Annotated in this window: 23 protein-coding genes; 11 read left to right on the top strand and 12 right to left on the bottom strand. The window is 63.7% G+C overall.

From position 1 onward, the window contains the following. The first annotated feature begins 16 nt into the window (after positions 1-16). Complete coding sequence (locus C2U40_RS13165; RefSeq protein ID WP_017781774.1) at positions 17-328, top strand: SelT/SelW/SelH family protein; 312 nt, start codon at positions 17-19, stop codon at positions 326-328. Positions 329-390: 62 nt separating this feature from the next. Here C2U40_RS13165 and C2U40_RS13160 read toward each other — a convergent pair whose 3' ends face one another. From C2U40_RS13160 to C2U40_RS13140, 3 genes are all read right to left on the bottom strand, one after another. Continuing rightward, positions 391-2,115, bottom strand: a complete 1,725-nt coding sequence (locus tag C2U40_RS13160; RefSeq protein ID WP_103850979.1) for a lysophospholipid acyltransferase family protein — start codon at positions 2,113-2,115, stop codon at positions 391-393. A gap of 141 nt (positions 2,116-2,256) precedes the next feature. After that, a complete protein-coding gene (gene pepT, locus C2U40_RS13155) occupies positions 2,257-3,480 on the bottom strand; it encodes a peptidase T (RefSeq protein ID WP_103827687.1) in 1,224 nt (407 codons plus the stop codon). A 782-nt stretch (positions 3,481-4,262) separates the two neighbouring features. Continuing rightward, positions 4,263-4,520, bottom strand: a complete 258-nt coding sequence (locus C2U40_RS13140) for a hypothetical protein (protein ID WP_024943755.1) — start codon at positions 4,518-4,520, stop codon at positions 4,263-4,265. 27 nt (positions 4,521-4,547) lie between these two features. On the opposite strand from C2U40_RS13140, the gene speA reads away from it, so the two are divergent. After that, positions 4,548-6,449: a biosynthetic arginine decarboxylase gene (gene speA / locus C2U40_RS13135; RefSeq protein WP_103827688.1), complete on the top strand. Its 1,902-nt coding sequence runs from the start codon at positions 4,548-4,550 to the stop codon at positions 6,447-6,449. A gap of 272 nt (positions 6,450-6,721) precedes the next feature. After that, entirely contained in the window at positions 6,722-6,910 is a 189-nt protein-coding gene (locus tag C2U40_RS13130; protein WP_042065358.1) for a hypothetical protein, read from the top strand. Positions 6,911-6,975: 65 nt separating this feature from the next. On the opposite strand, the gene C2U40_RS13125 is transcribed toward C2U40_RS13130, so the two are convergent. The 3 genes from C2U40_RS13125 to C2U40_RS13115 all read right to left on the bottom strand — a co-directional run bounded on the left by C2U40_RS13125 (position 6,976) and on the right by C2U40_RS13115 (position 11,037). Beyond that, positions 6,976-7,266, bottom strand: coding sequence for a hypothetical protein (locus tag C2U40_RS13125; protein WP_065478216.1), 291 nt, complete (start codon positions 7,264-7,266; stop codon positions 6,976-6,978). A gap of 280 nt (positions 7,267-7,546) precedes the next feature. Continuing rightward, entirely contained in the window at positions 7,547-9,553 is a 2,007-nt protein-coding gene (locus tag C2U40_RS13120; RefSeq protein WP_103827690.1) for a methyl-accepting chemotaxis protein, read from the bottom strand. Positions 9,554-9,741: 188 nt separating this feature from the next. After that, entirely contained in the window at positions 9,742-11,037 is a 1,296-nt protein-coding gene (locus tag C2U40_RS13115) for an amino acid permease (protein ID WP_041218311.1), read from the bottom strand. 248 nt (positions 11,038-11,285) lie between these two features. Between C2U40_RS13115 and C2U40_RS13110 the strand changes: the two genes are divergently transcribed. The 4 genes from C2U40_RS13110 to C2U40_RS13095 all read left to right on the top strand — a co-directional run bounded on the left by C2U40_RS13110 (position 11,286) and on the right by C2U40_RS13095 (position 14,423). Further along, positions 11,286-11,669: a Rid family detoxifying hydrolase gene (locus C2U40_RS13110; RefSeq protein ID WP_103827691.1), complete on the top strand. Its 384-nt coding sequence runs from the start codon at positions 11,286-11,288 to the stop codon at positions 11,667-11,669. Positions 11,670-11,691: 22 nt separating this feature from the next. Continuing rightward, entirely contained in the window at positions 11,692-12,981 is a 1,290-nt protein-coding gene (locus C2U40_RS13105; protein ID WP_045529787.1) for an L-cysteine desulfidase family protein, read from the top strand. Positions 12,982-13,039: 58 nt separating this feature from the next. Beyond that, positions 13,040-13,693, top strand: a complete 654-nt coding sequence (locus C2U40_RS13100) for a helix-turn-helix transcriptional regulator (protein ID WP_017779224.1) — start codon at positions 13,040-13,042, stop codon at positions 13,691-13,693. Positions 13,694-13,835: 142 nt separating this feature from the next. Next, entirely contained in the window at positions 13,836-14,423 is a 588-nt protein-coding gene (locus tag C2U40_RS13095) for a histidine phosphatase family protein (protein WP_103827692.1), read from the top strand. Positions 14,424-14,480: 57 nt separating this feature from the next. Here C2U40_RS13095 and C2U40_RS13090 read toward each other — a convergent pair whose 3' ends face one another. After that, positions 14,481-15,158, bottom strand: a complete 678-nt coding sequence (locus C2U40_RS13090) for an HNH endonuclease (protein ID WP_233768773.1) — start codon at positions 15,156-15,158, stop codon at positions 14,481-14,483. 257 nt (positions 15,159-15,415) lie between these two features. On the opposite strand from C2U40_RS13090, the gene C2U40_RS13085 reads away from it, so the two are divergent. Next, a complete protein-coding gene (locus C2U40_RS13085) occupies positions 15,416-15,883 on the top strand; it encodes a hypothetical protein (protein ID WP_103827694.1) in 468 nt (155 codons plus the stop codon). Positions 15,884-16,036: 153 nt separating this feature from the next. Beyond that, positions 16,037-16,405, top strand: a complete 369-nt coding sequence (locus C2U40_RS13080) for a VOC family protein (protein ID WP_010634411.1) — start codon at positions 16,037-16,039, stop codon at positions 16,403-16,405. 123 nt (positions 16,406-16,528) lie between these two features. On the opposite strand, the gene C2U40_RS13075 is transcribed toward C2U40_RS13080, so the two are convergent. Both C2U40_RS13075 and gdhA read right to left on the bottom strand, forming a co-directional pair. Beyond that, the gene (locus C2U40_RS13075) at positions 16,529-18,112 is read right to left on the bottom strand and encodes an alpha/beta hydrolase (RefSeq protein ID WP_103827695.1); all 1,584 of its coding nucleotides are present in this window, start codon (positions 18,110-18,112) and stop codon (positions 16,529-16,531) included. Between the two features lie 198 nt (positions 18,113-18,310). Further along, positions 18,311-19,657, bottom strand: coding sequence for an NADP-specific glutamate dehydrogenase (gene gdhA / locus C2U40_RS13070; protein WP_103827696.1), 1,347 nt, complete (start codon positions 19,655-19,657; stop codon positions 18,311-18,313). A gap of 629 nt (positions 19,658-20,286) precedes the next feature. On the opposite strand from gdhA, the gene rluF reads away from it, so the two are divergent. Then, entirely contained in the window at positions 20,287-21,321 is a 1,035-nt protein-coding gene (gene rluF, locus C2U40_RS13060) for a 23S rRNA pseudouridine(2604) synthase RluF (RefSeq protein ID WP_103827697.1), read from the top strand. Between the two features lie 73 nt (positions 21,322-21,394). Here rluF and C2U40_RS13055 read toward each other — a convergent pair whose 3' ends face one another. Then, positions 21,395-22,630: a cyanate transporter gene (locus C2U40_RS13055; RefSeq protein ID WP_103827733.1), complete on the bottom strand. Its 1,236-nt coding sequence runs from the start codon at positions 22,628-22,630 to the stop codon at positions 21,395-21,397. Further along, on the bottom strand, positions 22,623-23,126 hold the full coding sequence (locus tag C2U40_RS13050) for a nucleoside deaminase (RefSeq protein ID WP_103827698.1): 504 nt from the start codon (positions 23,124-23,126) through the stop codon (positions 22,623-22,625). Before C2U40_RS13050 ends, C2U40_RS13055 begins: the two co-directional genes overlap by 8 nt. A 110-nt stretch (positions 23,127-23,236) precedes the next feature. On the opposite strand from C2U40_RS13050, the gene C2U40_RS13045 reads away from it, so the two are divergent. Next, positions 23,237-24,085, top strand: a complete 849-nt coding sequence (locus C2U40_RS13045; protein WP_016350286.1) for a LysR family transcriptional regulator — start codon at positions 23,237-23,239, stop codon at positions 24,083-24,085. 22 nt (positions 24,086-24,107) lie between these two features. Here C2U40_RS13045 and C2U40_RS13040 read toward each other — a convergent pair whose 3' ends face one another. After that, entirely contained in the window at positions 24,108-25,307 is a 1,200-nt protein-coding gene (locus C2U40_RS13040; RefSeq protein WP_103827699.1) for an MFS transporter, read from the bottom strand. Between the last annotated feature and the right edge of the window lie 42 nt (positions 25,308-25,349).

Raw genomic sequence — 25,349 nt, 5'->3', positions numbered from 1 at the left:
TTGATGGAGTGACGACATGAGCGACACGACGCTGCCCACCCCCAAACCTCGCATCGAGATCCGCTACTGCACCCTCTGTCGCTGGATGTTGCGCGCCGCCTGGCTGGCCCAGGAGCTGCTCTCCACCTTCGACAGCGATCTCGGCGAGGTGGCGCTGGTGCCGGCCAGCAAGGGGGAATTTCGCATTCTGGTGGACGGGGTGCTGGTGTGGGATCGGGTGGCCGATGAGGGCTTCCCCGAGGCCAAGGAGATCAAGCAGCGGGTACGCGATGTCATCGCCCCCGAGCGCGACCTCGGCCATGCCGATCGCAAGCCGGCCGCCGAGTAGGCCACAGCATCAATGACAAAGAGAGGGAGGCACAGGCCTCCCTCTCTCGTTGTGGCGCTCGCTTAACGGTCGGCAGTTGTGCCCGATTCTTCCTCTGCGGGAAGGCCGATATAGCGGGCCCGCTTGTGGGGCTTGAGGCGGCTCACATCCACCCACACCAGGCCGTCGATGCAGTGGTTGAAGTCGGGGTCGATGCCAAAATCCATGAACTGCACGCCGCCCGGCTCACACAGCTCGGAGTACTGCTTGTAGAGGGTGGGGATGGCGCAACCCAGGTTGTCGAGGCGGGCCTTGAGCTCCCGCAGATCGGCGCCGTAATCCAGCCCGGCAAACAGTGGCGGCGTGGCGGGGTAGGGGCGGCGCGACGGGGCGAGCGCGAGCTCGGGGGCAAAATGCTGGCGATAGAAGCTCACCAGCAGATCCTTGGCCGCCGCCGGCAGGCTGCCGGAGAGCGACACCGGGCCGAACAGGTAGCGATAGCGGGGATAGCGCGCCAGATAGGCGCCGATGCCGAACCAGAGGTAATCGAGCCCCCGCTTGCCCCAGTAGGCGGGCTGGATGAAGCTGCGGCCAAGCTCGATGGCAAGATCCAGCCTGGGCAGCAATTTTTCTTCAAAGCCGAACAGGGTGTGGCTGTAGAGGCCGCCGAGCCCCTTGCTGGCCAGCAGTTCGGCCACCGGCGCGAAACGGTAGGCGCCGATGATCTCGAGCCGGGCCGGATCCCAGAGAATGAGGTGGCGGTAGTCATCGTCGAAGGCGTCGAGATCCCGCCGCCTGCCGGAGCCTTCCCCCACCGCCCGAAAGGCGATTTCCCGCAGGCGCCCCAGCTCGCGCAGGATCACCGAATGGCTCAGCTCGTGGCGCCGGTAGAGGTAGATCCCCTGGCCATCCGGGGTATGGCCGAGCGCCTCGCAGGTGTCGATGGCCTGTTTGAGCTGACGGCGCTCCTCCGGCAGGGCGATGGGGGCCTCGGTGGCCAGCAAACCCTGCTTGCCGCGCCCGACTCGGTAGAGGTGGCTGCGCACCAGCCGGGCCGCGCTCTTGGCGGGCAGCTCCTGCACCCCGCTGGCCGGGATGCGGGCACCGATGGTGATTGCGATGCGTTTCCCTTGCTGGCGAAACAGCTGCTTGACCAGCAACAGCCCCGCCCAGTCGTTGTGGAGCCAGGCGGCGAGATAGAAGGAGAGACCATTGCGCCCGTCCAGGTGGATGGGCACCAGCGGGGTACGGGTGCGCTGGGCCAGCTTGATGAAGCCCGCCTGCCAGGGGCCATCCTTGACCCCCTTGGGGCCGAGACGTGACACCTCGCCAGCGGGAAAGATCACCAGCGCCCCTTCGCTCGCCAAGTGCTCCCCCATCGCCAAGATGGCGCGCCGGTCGGTCTTGCCGCCCAGGTTGTCCACCGGCAGCAGCAGGGGGCGCAGTGGCGTCAGCTGGGCCAGCAGCTGATTGGCCACTATCTTGACGTCCGGCCGGATGCGGCCAAGCAGGCGCAGCAGAGCCAGCCCGTCGAGGGAGCCGATGGGATGGTTGGCGACGATGATGACCCGGCCGCTGGCCGGAATGTGCTCGAGCTGGGCCTCGCTCACCCGGTAGTCGAAGTCGAGCTCGGTCAGTGCCTGCTCGACGAAGTCGAGTCCGCGCAGGTGAGGATGGCTCGTGGCAAAGCGTTGAAACGCCTGCTCGTGCAGCAGCCAGCGCAGCCCCTGCCGGAGCAGGGGGCGCAGCAGGCCGTGGGCCGAGAGACGGGGCAGGTGTTGTTGTAGCAGGGCATCGACACTGAACATGGGCTGGGCTCCGATGAGTCGTTGCCCTAGCGTGACGCCCTTCTGTTCCCGCCCCATGGCAGCGGGATGACAGTTTGATGGCAAAGAGGGGAGCCGGTTAACCGGCTCCCCTCTTTGGTCATGGCGGTGACGATGGCCGGTCTAGCCGCGCCAGGCCGAAGTCAGGCGCACCAGCTCCACCAGGGTGGTGACCGCTTTTTCCATGGACTGCAGCGGGATGAACTCGTGCTTGCCGTGGAAGTTGTGGCCGCCGGTAAACAGGTTGGGGCAGGGCAGCCCCATAAAGGAGAGCCGCGCGCCGTCGGTACCGCCACGAATGGGCTTGATCCTCGGGGTGACGTCGGCGGCCAGCATGGCGGCCTTGGCCAGCTCGACGATGTGCATGTGCGGCTCGATCTGGCTGCGCATGTTGCGATAGCTGTCGGTCAGGGTGAGTTCGATGCGCGCCCTGGGCGCCTCCAGCTGCAGCGAGGCGACCCGCTCCTTGAGCTGGGCCTTGCGGGCGGCGAAGCCCTCGTCGTCGAAGTCGCGAATGATGTAGTGCAGGCTGGTCTCTTCCACTGTGCCGTTCATCTGGGCCAGATGGAAGAAGCCCTCATACCCGTCGGTGCACTCTGGAGTCTGCTCGGCGGGCATGGCAGCGTGGAAGCGGGCGGCCAGGGTCTGGCTGTTGATCATGCTGCCCTTGGCGGTGCCGGGGTGCACGTTGTTGCCGATAAAGCGCACGGTGGCGCTGGCCGCGTTGAAGTTCTCGTATTCGAGCTCACCCAGCTCGCCGCCGTCTACCGTATAGGCCCATTTGGCCGGGAAGCGGTCCAGCGGGAAGCGGTCGGCGCCGCGGCCTATCTCCTCGTCCGGGGTAAAACCGACCCAGACATCGCCACGGGGGATCTCGGGGTGGGCCAGCAGGTGGTCGATGGCGGTGAGGATCTCGGCGATGCCCGCCTTGTCGTCAGCCCCCAGCAGGGTGCTGCCGTCGGTGGTGATGAGATCCTGTCCCAGGTAGTTTTTCAGGACGCGGTAGTCGCGGATGGCCAGCACCTCGTCCCCCTTGCCCAGACAGATGTCGCCGCCCTGATAGTTTTCGATGATCTGGGGCACCACGTGCGCCGCCTCGTAGTCGGCGGTATCCATGTGGGCGATGAGGCCGATGGCCGGCGCGTCCGGCTGGTTGCCCGGCAGGCAGGCGGTGAGGTAGCCGTATTGGTCCAGGGTGACCCGGCTCAGTCCCATCTGCTGCATCTCGTCGCACAGGGCGCGGGCGAAGACGATCTGTCCCTCGCTGCTGGGACAGGCGGGATTGGTCGCATCGGAGCGGGTATGAAAAGTCACGTAACGCAGAAAACGCTCAAGCAAGGTATCCATTGGCAAGCCTCGTACCGGTGGGGAGGGGCCATTGTGGCGAATCTGGCGGCGCGGCTTTTTGCGTCAGCGCAGTTTTTGCCGCATTTTTTGGCGAAGATCTGGCTGTAAACGTGTAAGGTGGTTCAGGCTGTGGTTGTTGATATCAAGCGCAGCATAAAATATCCAATTGCTGACATTTTTAAGCAGCTTGTGATGTGGCCAGGCAGGCGCTCAGCACTCAGGGTATCGGGGGCGACAACGGATGGCGCAAACCGGCGTTATTTTCAGGGTGGAAAAGAGGGGGTGGACGGACTTCTTCCCCCGCATGCCAGGCCTGCTGGCAGCAAGATTTGATCGCCTTATTAAAAGCAGTTTTTGAACACTATTTTTTATTGTCACCGCTGGCGGTAAGTGTGTACACTCCGCGCCGATCCAAGGGTAACCCTGAGCAGGCAGAGGCCGCCAGACTCCCGGAAGATCAGACGCCTATAGGGCGAGGCACGCAGCAACGACAGACACTGCTAGGGTATGGTTTCTTTAATACCGGTTAGGCTCCGGTATCAGGGAGAACAACGGACACTCAATGTCCAGCTGACCGAGTGAGCCAACGGCTCATCATCTTCCCTTGTCATGGGCGGTCACTGGTGCTGAGCTGGCTGTGGTTGTTGTCGTCTATCAACACGCACGCGTGCTGACGCCTTCGCTTCTCTTCCTTGAAACCTTCCCTTGCTGTCGTGATGGCTGCCGAATGATGAACGGACCGCGTGGCTGATGCTGTCCGTCATCAAAGTACCGCGGCGCTGTTAGCGCAGCACCGCATACCGTTGAGCTTGATGTAAAGCCACCAGCCCCACATCAAGACTCGTTACTTCCCCAAGATCCACCAGGCAGCCTAGGCTTGCCGCGATGTGCAAGGGATGTGACGGAAGGGCCCGGGTCAACCCGCCGCGTAGTGCGCGCAGGTTGCAGGAGTCGCCCTTCCCGAGCCGGCAGGCCGCCTCGGCGCGCCGCACCTTGTCATCGATGGTCTGGATGTGATTGAGGGTAACGAAGGCGGCCACCGGCCGCTCATTTGCGAGGCATAGCCCATGACTAACTGGTCCAGCAAGGACTCCTTGAAGGTCTACAACGTTCCCTACTGGGGTGCGGGTTTTTTCAACATCAATGACGCCGGTCATGTGACCGTCGCTCCCGACAAATCACGCCCTGATGCACAGATCGTGCTCTCCGACGCCATCGAACAGTTGCGTCAATCCGGGCTGACCACTCCGGTACTGCTGCGTTTCCCCGACATCCTCAAGAGTCGGGTCGATGCGCTGTTCAACGCCTTCGGTCAGGCCATCGAGAAGTCAGGCTATGAAGGGGACTACCTGTGCGTTTACCCGATCAAGGTAAACCAGCAGCGTCGCGTCATCGAGACCATCAGCCAGTCCTACAGCGACAAGCCCCGGCTTGGCCTGGAAGCTGGTTCCAAACCGGAACTGCTGGCCGTGCTGTCCCATCACCATGAGCAAGGCTCGGTGATCGTCTGCAACGGTTACAAAGACCGCGAATATATCCGCCATGCCCTCTTGGGCAACCTGATGGGCCACAAGGTCTACATCGTGGTGGAGAAGCCCTCCGAGCTGGAAATGGTGCTGGACGAGTCAGATCGTCTCAACATCAAGCCCAACATCGGGGTGCGTGCCAAGCTCGCTTCCACCGGCTCCGGCATGTGGGAATCGAGCGGCGGCTCCATGTCCAAATTCGGTCTCTCCGCCTCCCAGATCCTGGCGCTGATCGAGCGTCTGCGCGGGCTGGGCAAGCTGGACTGCCTGCAACTGCTGCACTTCCATCTGGGTTCCCAGATCGCCAACATTCGCGACATCCAGGGTGGCATCCGCGAGTGCGGCCGTTTCTACGCCGAACTGCGTCGCCTCGGTGCCAACATCGAAGTGGTTGACGTGGGTGGCGGCCTGGGGGTGGACTACGAGGGAACCCGTTCCCAGAGCCACTGCTCCGCCAACTACAGCCTCTCCGAGTACGCCAACAACGTGGTGTGGGGCATCGGCGATGTCTGCCGCGAGTTCGACCTGCCGCACCCGACCATCATCAGCGAGTCCGGCCGTGCCCTGACCGCTCACCACGCCGTACTGGTTACCAACATCATTGGTGCCGAAGGGGTGGAGATGAACGACATCAGCGCACCGGACGACGATGCCCCCACCATTCTGCAGAACATGTGGAAAGGCTGGCTGGACCTGCGCAGCGAAGATCCCTCCCTGCTGGAGATCTTCCACGACTCGGTGGCAGATCTGGGTGACGTCAATACCCAGTACACCATGGGTCTCTTGAACCTGGAGCAACGCGCCTGGGCCGAGATGCTGCACCAGAACACCTGTCTGGCGCTCAAAGAGCTGCTCAACCCGGTCAACCGCAACCACCGTGCGCTGGCTGATGAGCTCTCCGAGAAACTGGCTGACAAGTGCTTTGCCAACTTCTCCCTGTTCCAGTCCCTGCCGGATGCCTGGGGTATCGGTCAGGTGTTCCCGGTGATGCCGCTGGCCGGTCTCGAGCGTCCGCTCACCCGCCGTGGCATCCTGATGGACATCACCTGTGACTCCGACGGTCAGGTCGAGCACTACGTCGACGGTCTGGGGGTCGAGAGCACCCTGCCGATGCCGGTCTACGGCGAGAACGAAGAGTGCCACGTCGGCTTCTTCCTGGTGGGTGCCTATCAGGAGATCCTGGGGGATCTGCACAACCTGTTCGGTGACACCCACTGCGCGGAAGTGTGGCTCGATGACGAAGGCAAGATGGACATTCGCAACGTGGTGCGCGGCGACACCGTCGATCAGCTGCTGCGTTACGTCAACATCGACCCGTCCGTCATCCGCGAGAACTACCAGCGCATCGTCTCCCACCCAGCGCTGGACGACGCGACCCGCAAGGCCCTGCTCGACGAGCTGGAGCTGGGTCTGCAAGGCTACGCCTACCTGGAAGACGAATAAGCCCAAGGCTTGTTCCCCGCCCCGCGAGACCACGTGGCGCGGGCATAAAAAAACGGCGCCTGCGTGCGCCGTTTTTGTTGCGCATGATCCGCCGCCGCTGTGAGCCTTGAACTGGGGGTGGCTGATGGATGTCGGTGTTGGGCCCCATGGGCCGCAGATCCGGCAGATATCCGCGTCGGCCGTCGCTTCCCTTGATCTGCATCAAGTTTGCAGCGGCCGGGTTATCTTACGGTCAGAGTGATGTTGAAGGGATGTAACAAAAGGATGTGCGTATGGAACTTGAAAGGGACCCGAGATGCTACACCGACGTCTGTATCGACGGTAAGTGGTATCACTACGATCACTGCAGCACCCACGTCTACATGTTGATGGGGGGCGCCGCGCCCTGCCTGCAGCTCGCTTATGAGCCCAGCAGCGAAGAGGAGCTTATCGAGATGCTCCGCCAGCTCGCCCGCTGCTGAACTACATTGCCAGCATTGCCTGCGGCCATCGGCAGCTTGCCGATGGCCGCACTTCATTTATCAGCTCAATTGCCCCGCTTCTGCCCCAGCAGTCCCTTGCCGAGCTCTTGCAGGGCGATGGCCGCGGCGTAACCGGCGTCCGACTTGCCTATCTCATCGGCCACGTAGAGGAAGTTGGAGCGATACTTCTCCACCGCCTCACGCGGGTTGGCCGCGTCGATGAAATCTTCTTCCACCTCGAACCCCTGTGCCAGCAGCGCCTCTTTCTCGGGCAGGAAGGTGGGGGAGGCCATGTCGATAAAGGTGTACTGCTGCCGGTTGGAGGCCGGGATAGAGAAAAACTGGTACTTCGCCATTTGCGATACCTCGCCTGAACGGTTGTGTCGTGATGCGAGCTTCCTCTCGCCGAACTTTCATCGAACTGTTTCTCGGGCGTCGAACTGCTCCCCGGGCCCGTTGCAGGCAATAAAGGTAACGTTCGAATCTTGTTGTGGCTGAAGATTACCCCGCTTTATCCTCAGCGCACAATGGGCAGTTGATACTTTTTTCGCCAAGAAAAACAATGCTGCCCGATCGTCTGAATTGGCAAAAAAAGCCAGCCCCGGCAGGGGGCTGGCGTAGGTGACGGGCGCCGGCTCAGAGCACGAAGCTTTGCACCATGGCACGCAGCTGCTCGGTGAGCTGGTGGATCTGGCGGGCGGCGTCGCGGGCTGCGTTGGCCACCTGCAGCGCCTCGTCGCTGCCATCGGAGATGCGCACCACGTTGCGCTCTATTTCGTTGACCACGGCCCCTTGCTGCTCGATGGCGCTGGCGATCACCGAGTTGGTGTCGACCATGCTGCCCACCCGCTCGGTGATGGCACCAAAGGCCTGCTGGGCCTCCTGGGCCAGACCGACCCCCTCCTGCGCCTCGCGGCTGGCGGCGGACATGGCGCTGACCGAGGCACGGGCGCCGGTTTGCAACTGCTCGATCATCTGCTGGATCTCGACCGTGGCCCCCTGGGTGCGGTTGGCCAGCGAGCGCACCTCGTCGGCCACTACCGCGAAGCCGCGTCCCTGCTCGCCTGCGCGGGCCGCCTCGATGGCGGCGTTGAGCGCCAGCAGGTTGGTCTGCTCGGCGATGCCGCGGATCACCCCGATCACGCCACCAATCTGGCTGCACTGCTGCTCCAGCTGGCCGATGGTCTCGGCGGTGCGCAGTACCTCGCGGTTGATGTGGTCGATGGCCTTGATGGTACGCTCGACCACCGCCTCGCCCTGACCCACCACGGCCTGCGCCTCCTGGGTCATGCGGGCGGCCTGCTGGGCGTTGCCCGCCATGTCGTGGGAGGTGGCGGCCAGCTCCTTGATGGCGGTAGCCACCTGATGGGTCTCCCCTTGCTGATCGGCGATCACCTCCTGGGAGCGGCAGGTCCGCGCGTCGATTTCGGTGGCGCTCTCCACCACGCTGACGCCGTTCTCCCGCACCCGCAGCATCAGGGTGCGCAGGGTCTGCAGGGTCACGTTGTAATCCCGGCTGATGGCGGCCAGCTCATCCTGGCCGACGATCTCGATCTGCTGGCTGAGATCCTGGGCGTTGACCCGGGCAGCGATCTCCCGCACCCGGCCCACGGTACCGCGCAAGGAGAGGTAGGCGCCGATCATCAGGTAGAGATAGACCAGCAGGATGGCGGTCAGCGGCCCGGTCACCCACCAGAAGTGGCGCTGGTTGGCGGTCATGCGCTGGTGCAGGTCTGCCTCCAGCCGCTGGCGCACCTGACCGGCCAGCGCCGTGATGGCGGCATCCAGCCCATCCCCCAGCGCCAGCACCTCCTTGCTGGAGAGCTGCACCTGCTGGTCCTTCATCATCTTGTTTTCCAGGGTGTCGACCCCCTGATGGGCTTGCTGCAGCAGGGCGTCGGTCTGCTGGCCCAGTTCGCTGCGATAGGCGGGCGCCATCTCATAGAGCAGGGTCAGGTCGGCCTCCAGCTCCTGCAGGGTGGCGTTGATGAGGTCGAGGCGAAAGCGCAGGGCGCTATAGCCTTGCGCCTGAAACAGGCCGAAGTCGGCGATGGTGGCGGCCCGATCCCGCACCTGGGCCAGCAGATCGCGCAGCTGGGGCAGCCGCTCGCTGGCGAGCACCACCATGTAGTAGGTGCCGAGCGCGGGATCCTGCACCAGGCTGCTGGCGGCTGTGATGCTCTTGTAGAGGTGGTGTACCTCGGTCAGCAGCTTGTCGTGGCGCAGGTTGCTCTGATCCACCTCGAGTCCCAGCGCCTCGCTTTGCAGGCTGGACCACTCCTGGGCGAGGGTATCGAACACGGGGTTTTGCTGTTTGGTGGCGGCAAAGGCAGCCAGGCTCGCATCGACGGCCCGGGCTGCGGCCTTGACCTCCTCTTCGCCGACCGGGTTCTGCTCATAGCCGTGCCGGGTGACTAGGTTGCGATGGGTCAGCAGGGCCTGCTCGATGGCGGGCAGCGGCGCCAGCTTGACCACGCCGGCCAGCTCCTTGCGGGCCTGAGCGTTGTCATCCTGCAGCCGACCCAGCAGGTTGGTCATGCTGTAGGCCAGCGGCAGCAGCATCAGGCAGGACCAGAGCAAAAACTTGTACTTGAAGGAGAGCTGATTGCCGAGCCGGATGGCGGGCGTGAATATCCATTTCATATGAAGCCTCGGGCCCCGACGGGGCGTGTAGCGGGATGGCTGGATATTACTCCTCGCCGGGTGGCTCGGCTGGGGGCGGGGTGGAAGTTGTGATCCCCTTGGCTTTTTCCCGTGGCGAGGGGGCTGAATGGGTCAGAAAAGCGGGCCACCCTCAGGGTGGCCCGTTGCCGATGGGAGAAGGTCGCAGCTCAGTTGAACGCCAGGAAGGGCGAGACGCAGAGCAGCAGGCCGGTGACGATGATGATGTAGAGGGAGACTCCCTTGTACTTGTGCAGCGCCGGCACCTGATAGACCAGATAGGCCGGGATAAGGCACCCCACCATGCCGAAGATGGGGCTGCAGATGGAGGTGAAGCTCAGCACCGGGGCGTTGAGCACGATGGCCCCCCAGGAGAGCAGCACGGTGAACAGCATGATGCCCTTGCCTACCAGCCCCTTGTTGATGCGATCTTCCGGCATCACCCGGCGCAGCAGGTTCATCGCCAGCCCCTGGCAGGCCTCGCGAAAGCCGAGATAGACGCCGAAGTAGGCGGTCATCACCGCGAAGATGTTGAGGGTGAGGCTGAGCAGCTTGAGGGTCTGGCCTGGCATGCCCTGGGCCACCATGGCCAGCGCCGAGATGTTCTCCTCGGAAGCCTTGACCGCCTGCTCGTGGCCCATGGCCAGAGTGAAGGAGACGGCGTAGAAGAACACCACCACGAACAGAATGCCAAAGGCGATGTTCATGGCGCGCATCGCCTTGAAGCGGGCCACTTCCAGGGATTTTTCCCGCGAGCGGTAGGAGATCACCATGGGGCTCAGGCTCTGGATAAAGAGAATGGAGGTGAGGGTGAAGGGGAGCATGACGATGGCATCCTTCAGCCAGTCACCGCTGGCCGGCATGGCGGTGATGTTGGCGGCATCCCACTTGCCCACCATCATCAGGCCGAGCACCGCCACCACGCTGATCTTGGTCAGCACCATGAAGGTGGAGATCTTGAACAGCAGGTTTTCGCCGCGCGAGGCCAGCGCCACCAGGGCGCAGATCAGCACCAGCCCGTAGAAGGGATTCTCGGAGAGCAGTTGCTGGGTGACCCCGAAGCTTTGCAGGAAGGAGGCACTGTCATTGGTGATGGCGGTGGAGTAGACGAACACCCAGATCACCAGCATCACGAAGTAGAGGGCGCCAAGCAGCACGCCCCAGTTCTTGCCGAGGTAGCCGCTGATGACGCTGGGGTAGTCCTTGCATTCGGGCGAGGTGGCCAGGGTATTGATGAAGAGGCGCTGGAACATGTACATGGCCGGGTAGCCGATCACCGCCGACAGCAGAAACACCCACAGCCCCATCAATCCTACCTGCACCGGCAGGAAGACGATCCCCGCCCCGATGGCCATGCCGATGCTCATGATGACCCAGCCCCAGTCGGTGCTGTCAAAACGAACCGCTTCTTTCCATTCCAGCGTGCCCATCACGGGCCGGGTGAGTGTCGTACTGTGCGCGTCCATAAAATACCTTGTTTTTGTAGGGGTAAAAATCAGGCGCAAATATAGTTGAATAAAAAGCGGCAAAACAATGCTTTTTATCGCTCTTCTACCTAAAGAGGGAGACAGATCACGCTTTCAATTTGCGCCTGCTACCAAATTTATCGCTGTTTTTGCAGGTTTTAGTTGAATGGAATGCCTAATAAGCAAATAATGTTGAACAAGACGAGACTATTGATTGCAAAAATAATTGCATTTTAAGGAGTGGCGATATGAAAAAGATCATCGTGGCGGATGCCGCACCCGATGCCATCGGTCCCTACAGCCATGGCACTGCCTATGGCGACCTCATCTTTACCTCCGGCCAGCTGCCGGTGTGCAAACAGCAGGGCGGCGTGGTGGAAGGGGGCATCGAAGCTCAGAGCCGCCAGGCGCTGGAGAACCTCAAGCATGTCTTGGAAGCCGCCGGCGGCAACCTGGATACCGTGCTCAAGACTACCTGCTATCTCGCCGAGATCAGTGATTTTGCCGCGTTCAACGAGGTTTATAAACGCTATTTCCTGAAAGATTGCCCATCCCGCAGCTGTTTTGCGGTGAAGGATCTGCCGATGGGTGTCAGGGTGGAAGTGGAAGCGATCGCTCACATCGCTGGTTAATGTTGATAGAAAGGGTGTTCTGATGAAGCAAGCGTGGCAGCAGTATCTGCAGATTATTCAACAGGTTGTCAAACCGGCGCTGGGTTGTACAGAGCCCATCGCCGCCGCTTATGCCGCCGCCGTCGCCGCCCGGCAACTGGGCTGCAAGCCCGTTCGGCTGGAGGTGGTGGTGTCGGACAACCTCTACAAGAACTCCATGGGGGTCTATGTGCCGGGCACCGGCAAGATCGGGCTGGCCATCGCGGCGGCTGCCGGCGCCATCGGCGGCAACGCCGAGGCCGGGCTGGAGGTGCTGGCCGCCATCACGCCGGCCCAGGTCGCAGAGGCGCAGGAGCTGATCGATGCAGGCCAGGTACAGGTGAGCCGCACCTCGGCCCCCGAGTTCATCTATTGCCGGGTCCGCTTGTTGGGCCTTGATGCAGAGGGCACCGAGCACAGCGCCGAGGTGACCCTGTGCGGTGGCCATACCCGCATCGTCGAGCAGCGCCGCAATGATGAAGTGACCTTCACGGCCGAGCAGGGCCAGGGCGGCGCCACCGGCGCCATCTGCGACGGGGTCGACATCAGCATCGCCGCCATTCATGAGTTCGCCACCCAGGTGGAGTTCGAGCCGATCCGCTTTATCCTGCAGGCCTCCGAGCTCAACGGCAAACTCTCCGATGAGGGGATGAACAACCCCTATGGCCTCGAGATTGGCCGCACCATGCAGCAGAACATCCAGGCCGGCCTCATCGGCGAGGACGTGATGAACCGCATCGTGATGCGCACCGCGGCGGCCTCCGATGCCCGCATGGGGGGCGCCAGCCTGCCGGCCATGAGCAACTTTGGCAGCGGCAACCAGGGCATCGCCGCCACCATCCCGGTGGTGGTCATCGCCGAGCGCTTCGGTGCCAGCGAAGAGCAGCTGGCCCGCGCCCTCATCATGAGCCACCTGGGGGCCATCTACATCAAGTCCCACTATCCGCCGCTGTCAGCCTTTTGCGGCAACACGGTCACCAGCGCGGCGGCCGCCATGGCCATGGTCTATCTGGCGGGCGGCAGTTTCGAGCAATCCTGCCACGCCATCCAGAACGTGCTGAGCGACAGCGCCGGCATGGTGTGCGACGGCGCCAAGGCCTCCTGCGCCATGAAGGTGAGCACCTCCTCCGGGGCGGCGGTGCGCGGTTTCCTGATGGCGCTCAACAGCCATGCAGTGTCGGGGCAGGGGATCGTGGCGGGCAACGTGGAGCAGACCATTCGCAACGTGGGCCAGATGGTCAAAGACGGCATGTCTGCCACAGACAGCACCATTATTGATATCATGTCCGCCTGAGTGTCCCTGTCGGCTGCCGCCCTTGCCCGGGTCGGCGGCCCTTTTATAAGGTTTCAATGTGAAGCTGCAAGAGCTGAGTCCGACCGATTTCGAGATCCTCAAGGCGATGGAGATCATCGTGGACGGCATCGCCGCCATGTATGGTCAGCACACCGAGGTGCTGCTACACAGCCTGGATGCGCGCAATCCGTCGATCATCAAGATTGCCAACGGCCATATCACGGGGCGCAGCGTCGGTGCCCCCATCACCAACCTGGCGATGATGAAACTCAAGAGCGGGCAGGATATCTCCAGCCCCTACATGACCAAGTGCGCCACCGGCAAGACGCTGCGCTCGCTCACCACCGTCATTCGCAATGGTGAGGGGCAGGCCATCGGCTTGCTCTGCATCAACACCGACATGGATGCCCCGCTGCAATCCGTGCTGCGCACCATGATGCCGGAGTGCCTGCACGGCCACGATGGTCATGCCACTCCGGAGGTGTTTGCCCGCAACATCGACGAGGCCCTCAACAGCACCATCGACACCGTCAGTGCCGAGGTGCGCGGCAACGAGGCGGTGCCTCCGTCCCAGAAGACCCGGGTCATGGTCAACCAGCTGCATGAGCTCGGCATCTTCGAGCTCAAGGACAGCGCCCAGATAGCGGCCCGCCAGCTCGGCATCTCGGTTCACTCCATCTACCGCTATCTGCGGGAGATCAAGAAGGGCTGAGTGCTACGCCAGCCAGCATTAACGGGTCAGCATTGACCCGTTTTGTTTTTTTACGCCCCCCGCCTGCGCCTTGGCTGCCCCGGCGCATCTGTTATCATGCCTCTTCTTTTTTTGTTATCTCATTGAACCTGCTGGAGAAACCATGCCCCGTACCCTCTATCTGCTGCGCCACGGCCAGACCCGTTACAACGCCGAACTGCGGCTGCAGGGTCGCTGCAACTCCGAACTGACCGCCAAGGGCGAGGCCCAGGCCCTCGCCATGGGGGCCCGCCTGGCCAAGCTCCTGGCCGAACCTGCCGACTGGACCCTTTACGTCAGCCCCCTCGGTCGGGCGCGCCAGACGGCGGAGCGGGTGTGCCAGCAGCTTGGCTTGGACCAAGCGCGTATCGTCTGGGACGAGCGGCTGGTGGAGTTGGGGATGGGGGAGTGGGAGAGTCGCCGGGTGCCCGAGCTGCTGGCGGCCCACCCCGAGCTCGATCTGGAGCAGCCAGACTGGTATCTGCAAGCCCCCGAGGGGGAGAGTTTTCAGAGCATTCAAGGCCGGGCGCTGAGCTGGCTGCAGGATGAGCGCATAGCCGAGCGCGCCATCGTGGTCTCCCACGGCCTGTTCGGCGCCATGCTGCGCGGCGCCTATGCGGATCTGGACTACACCACCACCTGGCTGCAGGAGCTGCCGCAGGATGCCTTCTTCAAACTGAGCGGTGGCCGCATCGAGCGGATCCCCTGCTGACCCAGACCAAAACGGCTCGCCATTGGCGAGCCATTTTTTATGAGCGCAGAAGGCGCGTTATTCTCGCACTAGCCTGGGCAGCGCCTGGTAAAGAGCCTCACGCTTTTGTGCCTGGTTGACGCCATAGTGCAGCTCACGGTGGCAATTAGGGCAGAGCGCCACCGTGTTGCTGATGGTATCCGAACCCCCTTCGGCGAGTGTGCGCAGATGATGCACCTCTAAAAAGGCGTCTCCCGTGGTGGCATGAAAAGGGGCCGGTTGTGCGCAGCTCTCGCAATGGCCTGCCGCCGTCATCAATACCCAAGCCTTTACCTTTGGATCTCGCCCATAGCTTGTGTTAGTTGCATAACGCTGCTGTGGTTCTTGGATGCCGATGGGCGTGGGGAGTACTGGCTTGGTCTGGTAGCGGCTCACTTGATGCTCAAAGGCAGCCTTGCCGGTATAGGGTTGGCCATCGAGTTCACAGAGCAGGCGCTCTATGATGGGGGCATTGTGGGGGCCCACGTTTTTAGCCGGCTTGAGACCTGATACCCAGGTCCGCCCTAGCAGGGCGCAGATATAGGAGATGTTCTGCATTCGATACTCGAATGCCTTCTCGGTGCGGCCAAACTGGTTAGCGAGTTCGGTGTAATAGCGCTTTTTGACGAAGGGGATGCCATTTTGCTCCATGGTGCGCATCGCCAGATAGGCGCTGACCGTCGCCCTTAGTTCCTCTTCTGTCCATGTCCCGTGCAAAACTGGCTCCTCAGCCCTGTTTCTCGGTCGCCTAGAGCCCCGATTTGATCGGGATGGCCCCATCCGAGTTACCTGATATGGCGTGCATCTTAATCCAATCGACACCTTATTTCAGCTGTGTTGGCATAATAATGTGTGCATCATCAAGCAATTAGCTGATAGTAAGCAGTAGGCTAGAGTGGGTTCTTTAATTAGAGGCTTAGCGCAGGGCGAGTCACAGACGTCAGTTCACCCAGGTCAACCACAAGGAGGTGGTGATGGATCCGGTTTCTTATCTTTTCTCGGCTTATCTCAATCTGGTACAGCAGCAGGTAGCGGATATTTATGGCACTGAGCTCAAATCGCTGGTGGTGGAGTATGAGGGGGAACAAATCCCCTTTGCCTTCCAGTTTTGGCAGTTGCAGCCGAAAAGCGTCTGCCGCAGTTACGAGCAGGATGCACGGCGCTTCAGCCAATGCACCGTCAAGGCGGCAGCGCTATTTAGCAAGCTGTGCGATCAGTTGTCGCGCCAGGATGACAGCCACTCGCAGCAGCCTCAGTATCGCGCCATGTATTGCGCAGCTTCAGTTAACTACCGCCCCATGATCGCCGATATTCGCGAGAGTAAACCGGATGCGGCCCGGCAGGCTGAGCGCGCCTGCAATCAAGCCATTCTGGCCGCGATGGACAGTGATGATGAAACCCTGCTGGCCCAGCGTGACCAGGCGTGTGGTACCCAACAGTGAAGGCCAACGCCGCCTTCACTCAGCTAGCGGCTTTACTCGGCCATCTTTGCGCCATTCGGCACAGTTGATTGGTAGACAATTGGGTATGATGAGGGCGCCCACAGACCCGTCTGTCGGGCCAGCGCTATCGACACATATCAGCCAGGAGGGGACATGATCAGCCATATCGACCATCTGGTATTGACGGTCAGTGACATCGAGCGGGCCGTCGCGTTTTACAGCTCAGTGCTCAACATGGAAGCCATCACCTTCGGGGCGGGGCGCCGGGCCCTGCGCTTTGGCAACCAGAAGATCAATCTGCAACTGCTGGGGCAGGAGCCGCGCAACCGGGCGCAGGTGGGCTCGGGGGATCTCTGCCTCATCACCCGCTGGCCGCTGGAACAGGTCATCGCCCAGCTCCATTGCCACGGGGTGGAGATTGTGGAGGGGCCGGTAACCAAGAGTGGAGCCTGCGGCCCCATCGAGTCGGTCTACTGCCTGGACCCGGATCAGAACCTGATTGAGATCAGCCGTTATCCCTGATGGCGCTTGGTATCGGGTGACGGCCGGTGGATGCCGCCCTGCCGGAGCGATCGGGGCAAGTGGTGAGAGGCCCTGCGCTGGCCCCATCCTGACACACAGCCGCAACGGGTCCTGACAAGGGCCCTAGAAGGGAGCCTCGCTCTCCTGCGCATCCTGTAGAAACTGTTCCCGCTCCGCCTGATAGGCGGCCTCGTCTTCGCTGTCCCAGACCGGGGTTGGCTGTTTGCCGGCCGGCGGTAGGGCTGGCGCTGTCAGCGTCTCTATCACCTTCTGTTGCAGATAGGGGAAGAAGGGGTTGGAGGAGGTGCGGGTGAGGGCGCCGGAGTTGACGATCAGCACACCGCGCTCACCGCGCAGGGCCAACCCCCCCAGGTTGATGCCGTATTGCTCGCGCTGCTCGGGCCGTGGCGCCATGCCGTAGAGGGGGTCATCCATCGGGAAGGGCAGGGCCACGTGGGAGAGGGAGTAGATCTCCCTGGGGTAGTCGATGTCGAGGGGCTGGATCTGCTCAGGCCCGCCGCCGGCCGGCAGACTGCTGGCCTGGGTGCGGGTGCTGGCGGGAGCCTGGTTGCCCACCACCGTCAGCCGGTAGGAGAGTGGCGGGCGCGGCAACAGGTGGCTCAGCGCCAGCTCGGAGGCGCTGCTCAGCAGCGGGCCGAACAGGGTGCCGCGGTTGATGTCGAACAGCACCAGCTCGCTGCCGTTGGCAGGCAGGAAGTGGTAGAGATCGGCGATGATGGAGCGGGTACTGACGGTGTAGTCCATCACCGACTGGAAGGTGAGGGTGGGCGGGAAGGCCGCCAACTCGCCGCTGGCGGCCTGCTCACGCACCTGCTGCTGGATGGCGTGGGTCAGCCGGTAGGACTGGCGTGCGCCGTTGACCGGGAACGAGTTGTACTTGAAGGGGTTGAACTCCGGCATAGTGTCGAGCCAGGCGGCGCTGGCGAAGGCGGGCAGCAGGGCGGGCACCGCCTTGAGACCGGCGAAGCGGGCAAAGCGGGTCACCCCTATCATGGGGGAGATGAGCACCAGCCGATCCGGCCTTGCCAGTGCCCCTGTCTTGTCACCTTCCGCATCGAGCGCATATTTCACCGCCAGCGCCCCGCCGTTGGAAAACCCCACCAGATGCAGCGGCAGCGGGCTGGGCGCCAGCACCCTGGCCTCGCGCACCGCCAGCCGGGTGGCGGCCAGCCAGGTCTCCCAGTCGATGTCGACCAGCCCGGCCGGCACGGTGCCGTGGCCCGGAATGCGCAGCCCCAGGGCGATGAAGCCCTGCTCGCGGTAGCGCTGGGCCAGGTGGCGCAGGCTGTAGGGGGAGTCGGTCAAACCATGCAGGAACACCGCCACCCCTTTCACCTCGCCGCTCGGGCGCAGCAGATAGGAGCGGTTCCAGTCGGTTGCAAAATGAGCCGGATTGATGGGGGCATCCTGATAGTAGCGATTGCTGTCGAGCTGCTGCTCCGGCGGCGTTCTGGCGATCACCTCCTTGGTCACCAGCTCGAACAGCTGCTGCTCGTGGGCCAGATAGGCCTGCCAGTTGCTGTCATCGAGCTGCTCGGCGCTGAGCTCGGGCGGCACCAGGGTGTGCCAGGGCTGCAGCGGCGCCGCCTGCCAGGCGAAGTAGGCTACCAGGGTCCAGCCAAGCAGCAGCAAACCCAGCAGGCTGAGAAGAAGGCGGCGAACGAGGCGGCGGGTGTGAGCCAGCATGGGAGAATCCTTGGCACTGATAAAAGAGGGGCGGCCCCGCGTCCACGGCGGCCGTACTAAGGGTCGAAAGCTGGCTTAAAGCCTAAGGGAAACAAGGTGATAAGTACAGACAGTGAGCGGCTCATCCGAGCAAACAGAGGGCAGCCCCGGGGCTGCCCTCTGTGGTACGGGGATCCGTCTGTGCGGTCGCTGGCGGCGTCAGCAGACCCCCTGGGCCAGCATGGCGTCGGCCACCTTGACGAATCCGGCGATGTTGGCGCCGCTTTCGTAGTTCACGTGACCCGTCTCATCCTGGCCATAGTGCACACAGGTGGCGTGGATGCTGGTCATGATCCCCTTGAGGCGGGCGTCTACCTCCTCCCGGCTCCAGCAGAGGCGCTGGGCATTCTGGCTCATCTCGAGGCCCGAGGTGGCGACCCCGCCAGCGTTGGCGGCCTTGCCCGGGGCAAACAGCACCTTGGCCTCGTGCAGGCGGCGGATGGCGGCGGCGCTGCTCGGCATGTTGGCCCCCTCGGCTACCAGTTGCACGCCATTGGCAATCAAGGTGGTGGCGTCCGACTCATCCAACTCGTTCTGGGTGGCGCAGGGCAGGGCGACGTCCGTCGGCAGGTGCCAGGGAGTGCGGCCGCTGAAAAACTCCAGCCCCTCCTCGTGGGCGTAATCGGCGATGCGTTTGCGCTGCTCGTTTTTGAGCGCCATCAGCCGCGCCAGTTTCTCAGGGGTAAAGCCCGCCGGATCGTAGACGGTGCCGCCGGAGTCGGAGGCGGTGATGACCCGGGCGCCGAGGGCCATCGCCTTCTCGATGGCGTACTGGGCCACGTTGCCTGAGCCCGACACAGAGACCGTCATGCCGTCCAGGGATAGCCCCCGGTTGGCCAGCATAGCCTCGACGAAATAGAGCAGGCCGTAACCGGTGGCTTCCGGGCGGATCAGGCTGCCGCCAAAGGAGAGCCCCTTGCCGGTAAAGACGCACTCGGCACGGTTGGTGAGCTTCTTCATCATGCCCGCCATGTAGCTCACCTCGCGCCCGCCCACCCCGATGTCGCCGGCCGGCACGTCGGTATCGGCGCCGAGGTGGCGATGCAGCTCCAGCATCAGCGCCTGGCAAAAGCGCATCACCTCTCCCTCGCTCTTGCCCTTGGGATCAAAATCGCTGCCCCCCTTGCCACCGCCCATGGGCAAGGTGGTGAGGGCATTCTTGAAGGTCTGCTCGAAGGCGAGGAACTTGAGCACTGAGGTATCCACCGAGGGGTGAAAGCGCATCCCCCCCTTGAAGGGACCGATGGCAGAGCTGTGCTGCACCCGGTAGCCCCGGTTCACCTGCACCTGGCCTCGATCATCCACCCAGCTCACCCGAAACTGGATCAGCCGCTCCGGCTCCACCAGCCGCTCCAGCAGGCCGTGCTGCAGGTAGCGGGGGTGGCGCGTCACATAAGGCCAGATGGAGGCGATCACCTCGCTCACGGCCTGAATGAACTCCGGTTGATGGGGGTTGCGGCTGGCGACCTGGGCCAGAAAATCCGCCTGGGAGAGGGAATGACTCATCTGTAACTCCTGTAGTGAAGGGTAAAAGTGGCCTCTTGCCAGAGAAAAGTGCACACCCTGCAGCCAAATTTATGATTTTTGTCAGGCCTGGATGCAGGTGAATATTTGGTGTTTTTCGCAATTGGGCGAAAATTGTTGTGCGAATCGCCGAAAACAGCAGAAAAGAGTGCCGGCAGGGGCAGATAATTCGCGCGAATCAAAATCTTTTTATGCATTTTTGATTAATAAATAGCAAGAAAATGTTGCTGTCATTTGGCTTGGGTTATCGGTTTCTGCATATTTCATGCATCTTTATGGCGTAGCGAGAAGATCCCGTGCAACGGCGGAAGTGGCCATTGCCATGCTGACTTCGGCGGCGCTGGCGGCAATCGAATGGCCGCGCATGACGATGCAATACCGGGGGCTGGCCGCGTGACAGGGGGCGCATTTTGCAAGAAGGGGGCGGGCCGAGTGCAACTATCCGGCGTGTGTCAGGGGGCAATATGTTAATGTGTCGGCGCTTTTTGCCGGACAGGTCGGTAGAGGCCTTTTTTGAAGATGGAATGATATGCACAATTTTGAGTTAGTGAACCGGCAGTGTGCCGCCCTGATGACCCGGATCCAGGCCGCAGGCCAGTGGCAGGTGACCCATGCTGGCTGATGAATCCATGCGCCTGAACAAATACATCAGCGAGAGCGGCATCTGCTCGCGCCGCGAGGCCGACCGCTTTATCGAGCAGGGCAACGTCTTCATCAACGGCAAGCGGGCCGGGGTGGGGGATCAGGTGTTTGCCGGGGATCTGGTCAAGGTCAACGGCCAGGTGATCGAGCCGCGCGAGGCGGACAGCCTGGTGTTCATCGTCCTCAACAAGCCGGTGGGTATCGTCTCCACCACTGAGGCGGGCGAGAAGGACAACATCGTCGACTTCGTCAACCACAGTACCCGCATCTTCCCCATCGGCCGGCTCGACAAGGACTCCCAGGGGCTCATCTTCCTGACCAACCACGGCGATCTGGTCAACAAGATCCTGCGGGCGGGCAACGATCACGAGAAAGAGTATCTGGTGACCGTGGACAAGCCGGTCACCGACGAGTTTATCCGGGGCATGGGCGCCGGGGTGCCGATCCTGGGTGCTGTCACCAAGAAGTGCAAGGTGAAGAAAGAGGCGCCGTTCGTGTTTCGCATTACCCTGGTGCAGGGGCTGAACCGCCAGATCCGCCGCATGTGCGAGCACTTCGGCTTCGAGGTGACCAAGCTCGAGCGCATCCGCATCATGAACGTCAGCCTCAAGGGGCTGCCGGTGGGCGAGTGGCGCGATCTCACCGACGACGAGCTGATCGAGCTGTTCAAGCTGATTGAAGACTCCTCCTCCGAGGTGAAACCGGCCAAAGGCGGGCAAGCTGCCGCCGGGCAGGGCGGTAAACCCAAGGCGTCCGCCGCACAAGCCGGCAAGCCGGCACCGGGCAAAAAACCGCGCCGGGATGATGACCACGAGATTGGCGGGCGTCCCAACGTGCCGGGACCGTCGGCATTCGAAAGCAAGAGCCCGGCCGGCAAGGGGGCTGCCGGCAAAGGCGGCGCGGCCAAAGGTAGCGCAGGCAAAGGCACCCCGAACAAGGGGGCCAAACCGGCTGCCGGCAAACCGCGCGCCGGGCAGGGTGGGCGGCAGAAGAAGGGGCGCTAAGCGCCCTCTCACTCCCCGCGTTGACAGTGAAAAACACCGGCCACAGGCCGGTGTTTTTGTTTTGGCGATTGAGCTAGGCGGAAGGGTTGTCCCGCGTCAACGGAGCCGTGGCTTCGTTGCTGGATTGTCGCATCGCCCTCGGGTAGTAACGCGGGTCGAGACGCAGAACCAGCAGGCTCATCAGCACCAGACCGGCCAGCTGCCACTGCCAGGCGGCTGCGAAGTCACCGCTCAGGTGATGCAGGCGAGCAGCCACCCAGGGGCCGGTGGCCGCCAGCATGAAGCCGAACCCCTGCATCAGGGCGCTGAGGGTGCCGGCACGGCGCGGATCCGGCAGGTGATCGAGCGCGATGACCATGATGAGGGAGAAGCTGCCGCCAAGCCCGGCGCCGCACAGCATGCACCAGAGGATGGGGGCGGCAGTCGGCGCCAGCCAGAGGCCGCCAAAGCCCGCCAGTTGCATGGCGATGGCCAATCCCATCCAGGGCCGGCGATCGAGCCGGCGGGCGGCCAGCAGCGGCAGGCCGAGGCCGCTCACGGTCTGGGCCAGCGCCAGCCAGGCCACCAGCTCGCCCCCCTGCTGGGGGCTCCAGCCCTGCGCCATGTAGGCCGGCGCCAGCCAGGCCACGACGATGCCGTAACCGCTGTTGATGATGCCAAAGCAGCTTATCAGCAGCCAGCTGCGGGGCAGGCTGATGAGGCGCTGCTCGCCGCCGCCGGACACTGCCACCGGCGCTGCGGGCAGCCGTACCCGCCAGCCGAGCCAGCCCATGGCCAGCAGCACCGGCAGGCTCCACAGCGCCAGCGCCTGGGACCAGTCGAGCCGGGCGGCGAGCTGTGGGGTGAGGCTGGCGCCCAGCGCCCCGCCCCCCATCATGCAGGCCGAGAAGATGCCCATCACCAGCGGCACCTTCTGCGCGAACGCCTGCTTGATGAGGCCGGGCAGCACTCCCTGCACCAGGGCCGAACCCAGCCCGCAGAGGGCGGCGCTGGCGATGAGCAGGGCGCCGCTGCCTGCCTCGAAGCGCATGGCGCTGCCCAGTCCCAGCAGCAGCAGGGCCGCCCCCAGCAATTGGAGCGGCCCGGTGCGACTGCGCAGGGCCGGAGTGAGCAGCACGCCGCCGCCGATGAGCCAGAGCGGCAGCAAGGTCAGCCAGGCCAGGGTGTCCATGCCAAGCCCGAGCGCCTCGGCAATGTCGCGGCTGAGGGGGCCGATGGCGGTGAGAAACGGTCGCAGGTTGAGCCCTATCAGGATCACCAGCACCAGCAGGGCCTGCTGCTGGCGCGCATCGTTGCGGGCCTCAACCATGGTCTTGTGCACCATAGAGCTCGGCGGCGGCCAGCGGGCTCGGCAGCTTGATGAGCGGCAGGGGGGCAGGGGCGAGGGGCAGGCCCAGCTTGTGGTAGGCGGCCGTGCTGTCAAAGCCGAACGGGGCTGCATCCTCGTTATCGAAGGCGTAGTAGACGGCGGCGATACCATTCATCATCAGGGCGCTCAGGCACATGGGGCAGGGGTGACCGCTGGCGTAGACGATGGCGCCCGCCAGCGGCCCGACCTGGCTGGCCTGGCGCAGGGCTTCCAGCTCGGCGTGGCGGGTGGGGTCGCCATCCTGGTGCATGCCGTTGACGGCGCTGGTCACCAGCTGGTTGCCTTGCACCAGCAGGGCGGCAAAGGGGCGGCCTCCCTGTCGGCGGTTATGGAGTGCCAGTTGCAGTGCCTGCTCCAGCCACTCCTGATGGCTGGGGTTGGCGGTCAGCGACGCGATCAGGCGTGAGCCGGTGGGTTCGGCAAGGGAGTGGGGCATGACGGATCCTCGAGGCAAGGGGATGGGAGGAGACCAGCCTAGCGGGGGAATCAGTCATGGGGAAATTAAATGATAGAATGACATCCAGTGGTTTTGTAAATGGAGTCGCCATGCTGGATCCCCTCTTGCTGCGCAGCTTTGTCGCCATCGTCGACAGCGGCAGTTTTACCCGCGCTGGTGAACGGGTGCACCTCACCCAATCCACCATCAGCCAGCAGATGCGGCGGCTCGAGCAGCAGCTCGGCTGCCCGCTGCTGGACCGCTCCGGTCGCCAGGTGGTGACCACGGCAGAGGGAGAAAAGCTGCTGGGGCTGGCCCGCAGCATCCTGGCCCTGCTGGCCCGGGCCGAGGAGCAGGTGGCCGAGGCCAGCCTGCAACTGAGCCTGGGGGTACCGGAGGATTTTGCCGCCGGTGCCATCGCCCCGGTGCTGGCAGCCTTTGCCCGCGATTACCCGCAGGTGCGGCTGGAGGTGCACAGCGGCCTCAGCCACGAGATCTGGCAGCGCTTCGAGGCCGGCGAGCTGGACTTGGCGCTGGTCAAACAGGCGCGGGGACAGGGGGCGCCGCGCGCCTGCTGGCGCGAACCGCTGGCCTGGGTCGACAGCCGTGCCTGGCCCGCCAGCGAGCGGGATCCCTTGCCGCTGGTGGTGTTCCCGAGCGAAGGGCTCTATCGGCGGCAGGTGACCGAGGCACTCGACGGGATGGGGCGACGCTGGCGCATCGCCTACGTCAGCGCCAGCCTGGCCAGCCTGCAGGGGGCGGTGAGCGCCGGGATCGGGGTCAGCCTGCTGCCCCGGCGCTTGCTGCAGCCGGATCAGCGGGAGCTGACCCACTGGCCGGCGGTGGCGCCGGTGGAGCTGGCGCTGCACCTGGGGGCTGAGCGCGGCGAGCCGCTCACTCGGCTCTGCGAGGCCCTCATCAGCCTGTGCGATCGGGTGATGGGGCCCGCTGAGCGGTGAGGGGACGCAGGCAGGTGCCTGCTTAGCGCACCTTGGTGCGCACGATCAGCAGGGTGATGAGCGCCAGGGTGAAGACGAGCGGGGCCCAGGCACCGTGATGGCTCACTAGGGTGGCGCCGGCGGCAGCCACCCCGGCCACCCCCTGCTGCAGGAAGCCGCACAGGGCCATGGCGTAGGCGCCGTGCTCGCGGCCATCGCTCACCGCCAGCGCCATGCTGTTGGGAAAGAGCACCGCCTGCCCGAAGATGATGAGGCAGTAGCAGGTCATCATGGCCACCAATCCGCCGCTGCCCTGCAGGGCGCCCAGTGCCCAGAGCAGCAGCATGCCGCCGGCCGCCAGCAGTATGAGCGCGGCCCCCTGGCGCATCAGCTGGTGGCCTCCCACCCGGGCGACCCGCCGGTTGACCGTCATGGCGCCGGCGAAGTAGGCGATACCGATCAGCAACCCCAGGCTGCCGAAGGTGGTGACCTGGAGGGCAAATCCCTGCTGCAGCACGAAGGGGCTCACCTCCTGCAGGGTCACCGTGATGGCAAAGCCGATGCCACCGGCGCAGGCCGGCCAGAAAAAGCCGGGGCGGCGCAGCAGGCTGGCGTAACGGGCCCACATGCCGCCGCTCGTCGCCGCCGGATTGGGCCCCTGCAGCGGCAGGCTGCTCATCAAGAGCAGCGCCAGCACACCGACCCCGGCCATCAGCACGAATCCCAGCTGCCAATGGGCATAGCGGCTGATGAGGCCGCCTATCCACTGACCGCCGCCGAGGGCGGTGATGAAGGCGATGGAGAGCACCGAGAGGCGGCGCGCCAGCTCATCGCCGTGCCAGTGATCCCGCACCAGGATGCGGGCGATGATGGCCGCGCCGCCGGCCGCCACTCCTTGCAGGGTGCGCAGGATCAGCAGTAGCGGCCCCTGGCTGGTGGTGGCCAGCAGCAGGCTGAGGCCGACAAACAGCAAGAGTGACAGGGCGAGGGGTAGCCGGCGACCGTAGCGATCGGCGGCGGCGCCCCAGAACAGCACCGGCAGGGCGGCGCCGATGACGAACAGCGAGATGGAGAGCTCGGCCCCTTGCCGGGTCATGGCGAGATCCGTCATCACCACGGGCAGGGAGGGGAGGTAAACGGTGGTGGCCATCTGGGCCATGAAGACGATGAGGCAGGCCAGCGTCATGATGCGGGCGGAGCGGCTCCAGAGACCGGCCTGGTCGAGACATTCCTGGTTATCCATAACAACTCTCGGGCAGTAGGGGAGCCATATCCTTGCACTGCC

Source organism: Aeromonas sp. ASNIH4 (genome assembly GCF_002934425.1).
Lineage (GTDB): Bacteria > Pseudomonadota > Gammaproteobacteria > Enterobacterales > Aeromonadaceae > Aeromonas > Aeromonas hydrophila.
Note: the sequence above shows the minus strand (reverse complement) of the source record. Positions and strands in the feature narration are given on the sequence as shown.

Excerpts from the sequence above, each read along its gene's own strand:
- C2U40_RS13040 (WP_103827699.1), bottom strand. The coding sequence starts at position 25,307 with ATGGATAACCAGGAATGTCTCGACCAGGCCGGTCTCTGGAGCCGCTCC.
- C2U40_RS13125 (WP_065478216.1), bottom strand. The coding sequence starts at position 7,266 with ATGGCGAAGTACCAGTTTTTCTCTATCCCGGCCTCCAACCGGCAGCAG.
- C2U40_RS13075 (WP_103827695.1), bottom strand. The coding sequence starts at position 18,112 with ATGCTGGCTCACACCCGCCGCCTCGTTCGCCGCCTTCTTCTCAGCCTG.
- C2U40_RS13165 (WP_017781774.1), top strand. The coding sequence starts at position 17 with ATGAGCGACACGACGCTGCCCACCCCCAAACCTCGCATCGAGATCCGC.
- C2U40_RS13050 (WP_103827698.1), bottom strand. The coding sequence starts at position 23,126 with ATGCCCCACTCCCTTGCCGAACCCACCGGCTCACGCCTGATCGCGTCG.
- C2U40_RS13130 (WP_042065358.1), top strand. The coding sequence starts at position 6,722 with ATGGAACTTGAAAGGGACCCGAGATGCTACACCGACGTCTGTATCGAC.
- gdhA (WP_103827696.1), bottom strand. The coding sequence starts at position 19,657 with ATGAGTCATTCCCTCTCCCAGGCGGATTTTCTGGCCCAGGTCGCCAGC.
- rluF (WP_103827697.1), top strand. The coding sequence starts at position 20,287 with ATGCTGGCTGATGAATCCATGCGCCTGAACAAATACATCAGCGAGAGC.
- pepT (WP_103827687.1), bottom strand. The coding sequence starts at position 3,480 with ATGGATACCTTGCTTGAGCGTTTTCTGCGTTACGTGACTTTTCATACC.
- C2U40_RS13095 (WP_103827692.1), top strand. The coding sequence starts at position 13,836 with ATGCCCCGTACCCTCTATCTGCTGCGCCACGGCCAGACCCGTTACAAC.
- C2U40_RS13045 (WP_016350286.1), top strand. The coding sequence starts at position 23,237 with ATGCTGGATCCCCTCTTGCTGCGCAGCTTTGTCGCCATCGTCGACAGC.
- C2U40_RS13110 (WP_103827691.1), top strand. The coding sequence starts at position 11,286 with ATGAAAAAGATCATCGTGGCGGATGCCGCACCCGATGCCATCGGTCCC.
- C2U40_RS13055 (WP_103827733.1), bottom strand. The coding sequence starts at position 22,630 with ATGGTTGAGGCCCGCAACGATGCGCGCCAGCAGCAGGCCCTGCTGGTG.
- C2U40_RS13115 (WP_041218311.1), bottom strand. The coding sequence starts at position 11,037 with ATGGACGCGCACAGTACGACACTCACCCGGCCCGTGATGGGCACGCTG.
- C2U40_RS13120 (WP_103827690.1), bottom strand. The coding sequence starts at position 9,553 with ATGAAATGGATATTCACGCCCGCCATCCGGCTCGGCAATCAGCTCTCC.
- C2U40_RS13105 (WP_045529787.1), top strand. The coding sequence starts at position 11,692 with ATGAAGCAAGCGTGGCAGCAGTATCTGCAGATTATTCAACAGGTTGTC.
- C2U40_RS13160 (WP_103850979.1), bottom strand. The coding sequence starts at position 2,115 with ATGTTCAGTGTCGATGCCCTGCTACAACAACACCTGCCCCGTCTCTCG.
- C2U40_RS13085 (WP_103827694.1), top strand. The coding sequence starts at position 15,416 with ATGGATCCGGTTTCTTATCTTTTCTCGGCTTATCTCAATCTGGTACAG.
- speA (WP_103827688.1), top strand. The coding sequence starts at position 4,548 with ATGACTAACTGGTCCAGCAAGGACTCCTTGAAGGTCTACAACGTTCCC.
- C2U40_RS13080 (WP_010634411.1), top strand. The coding sequence starts at position 16,037 with ATGATCAGCCATATCGACCATCTGGTATTGACGGTCAGTGACATCGAG.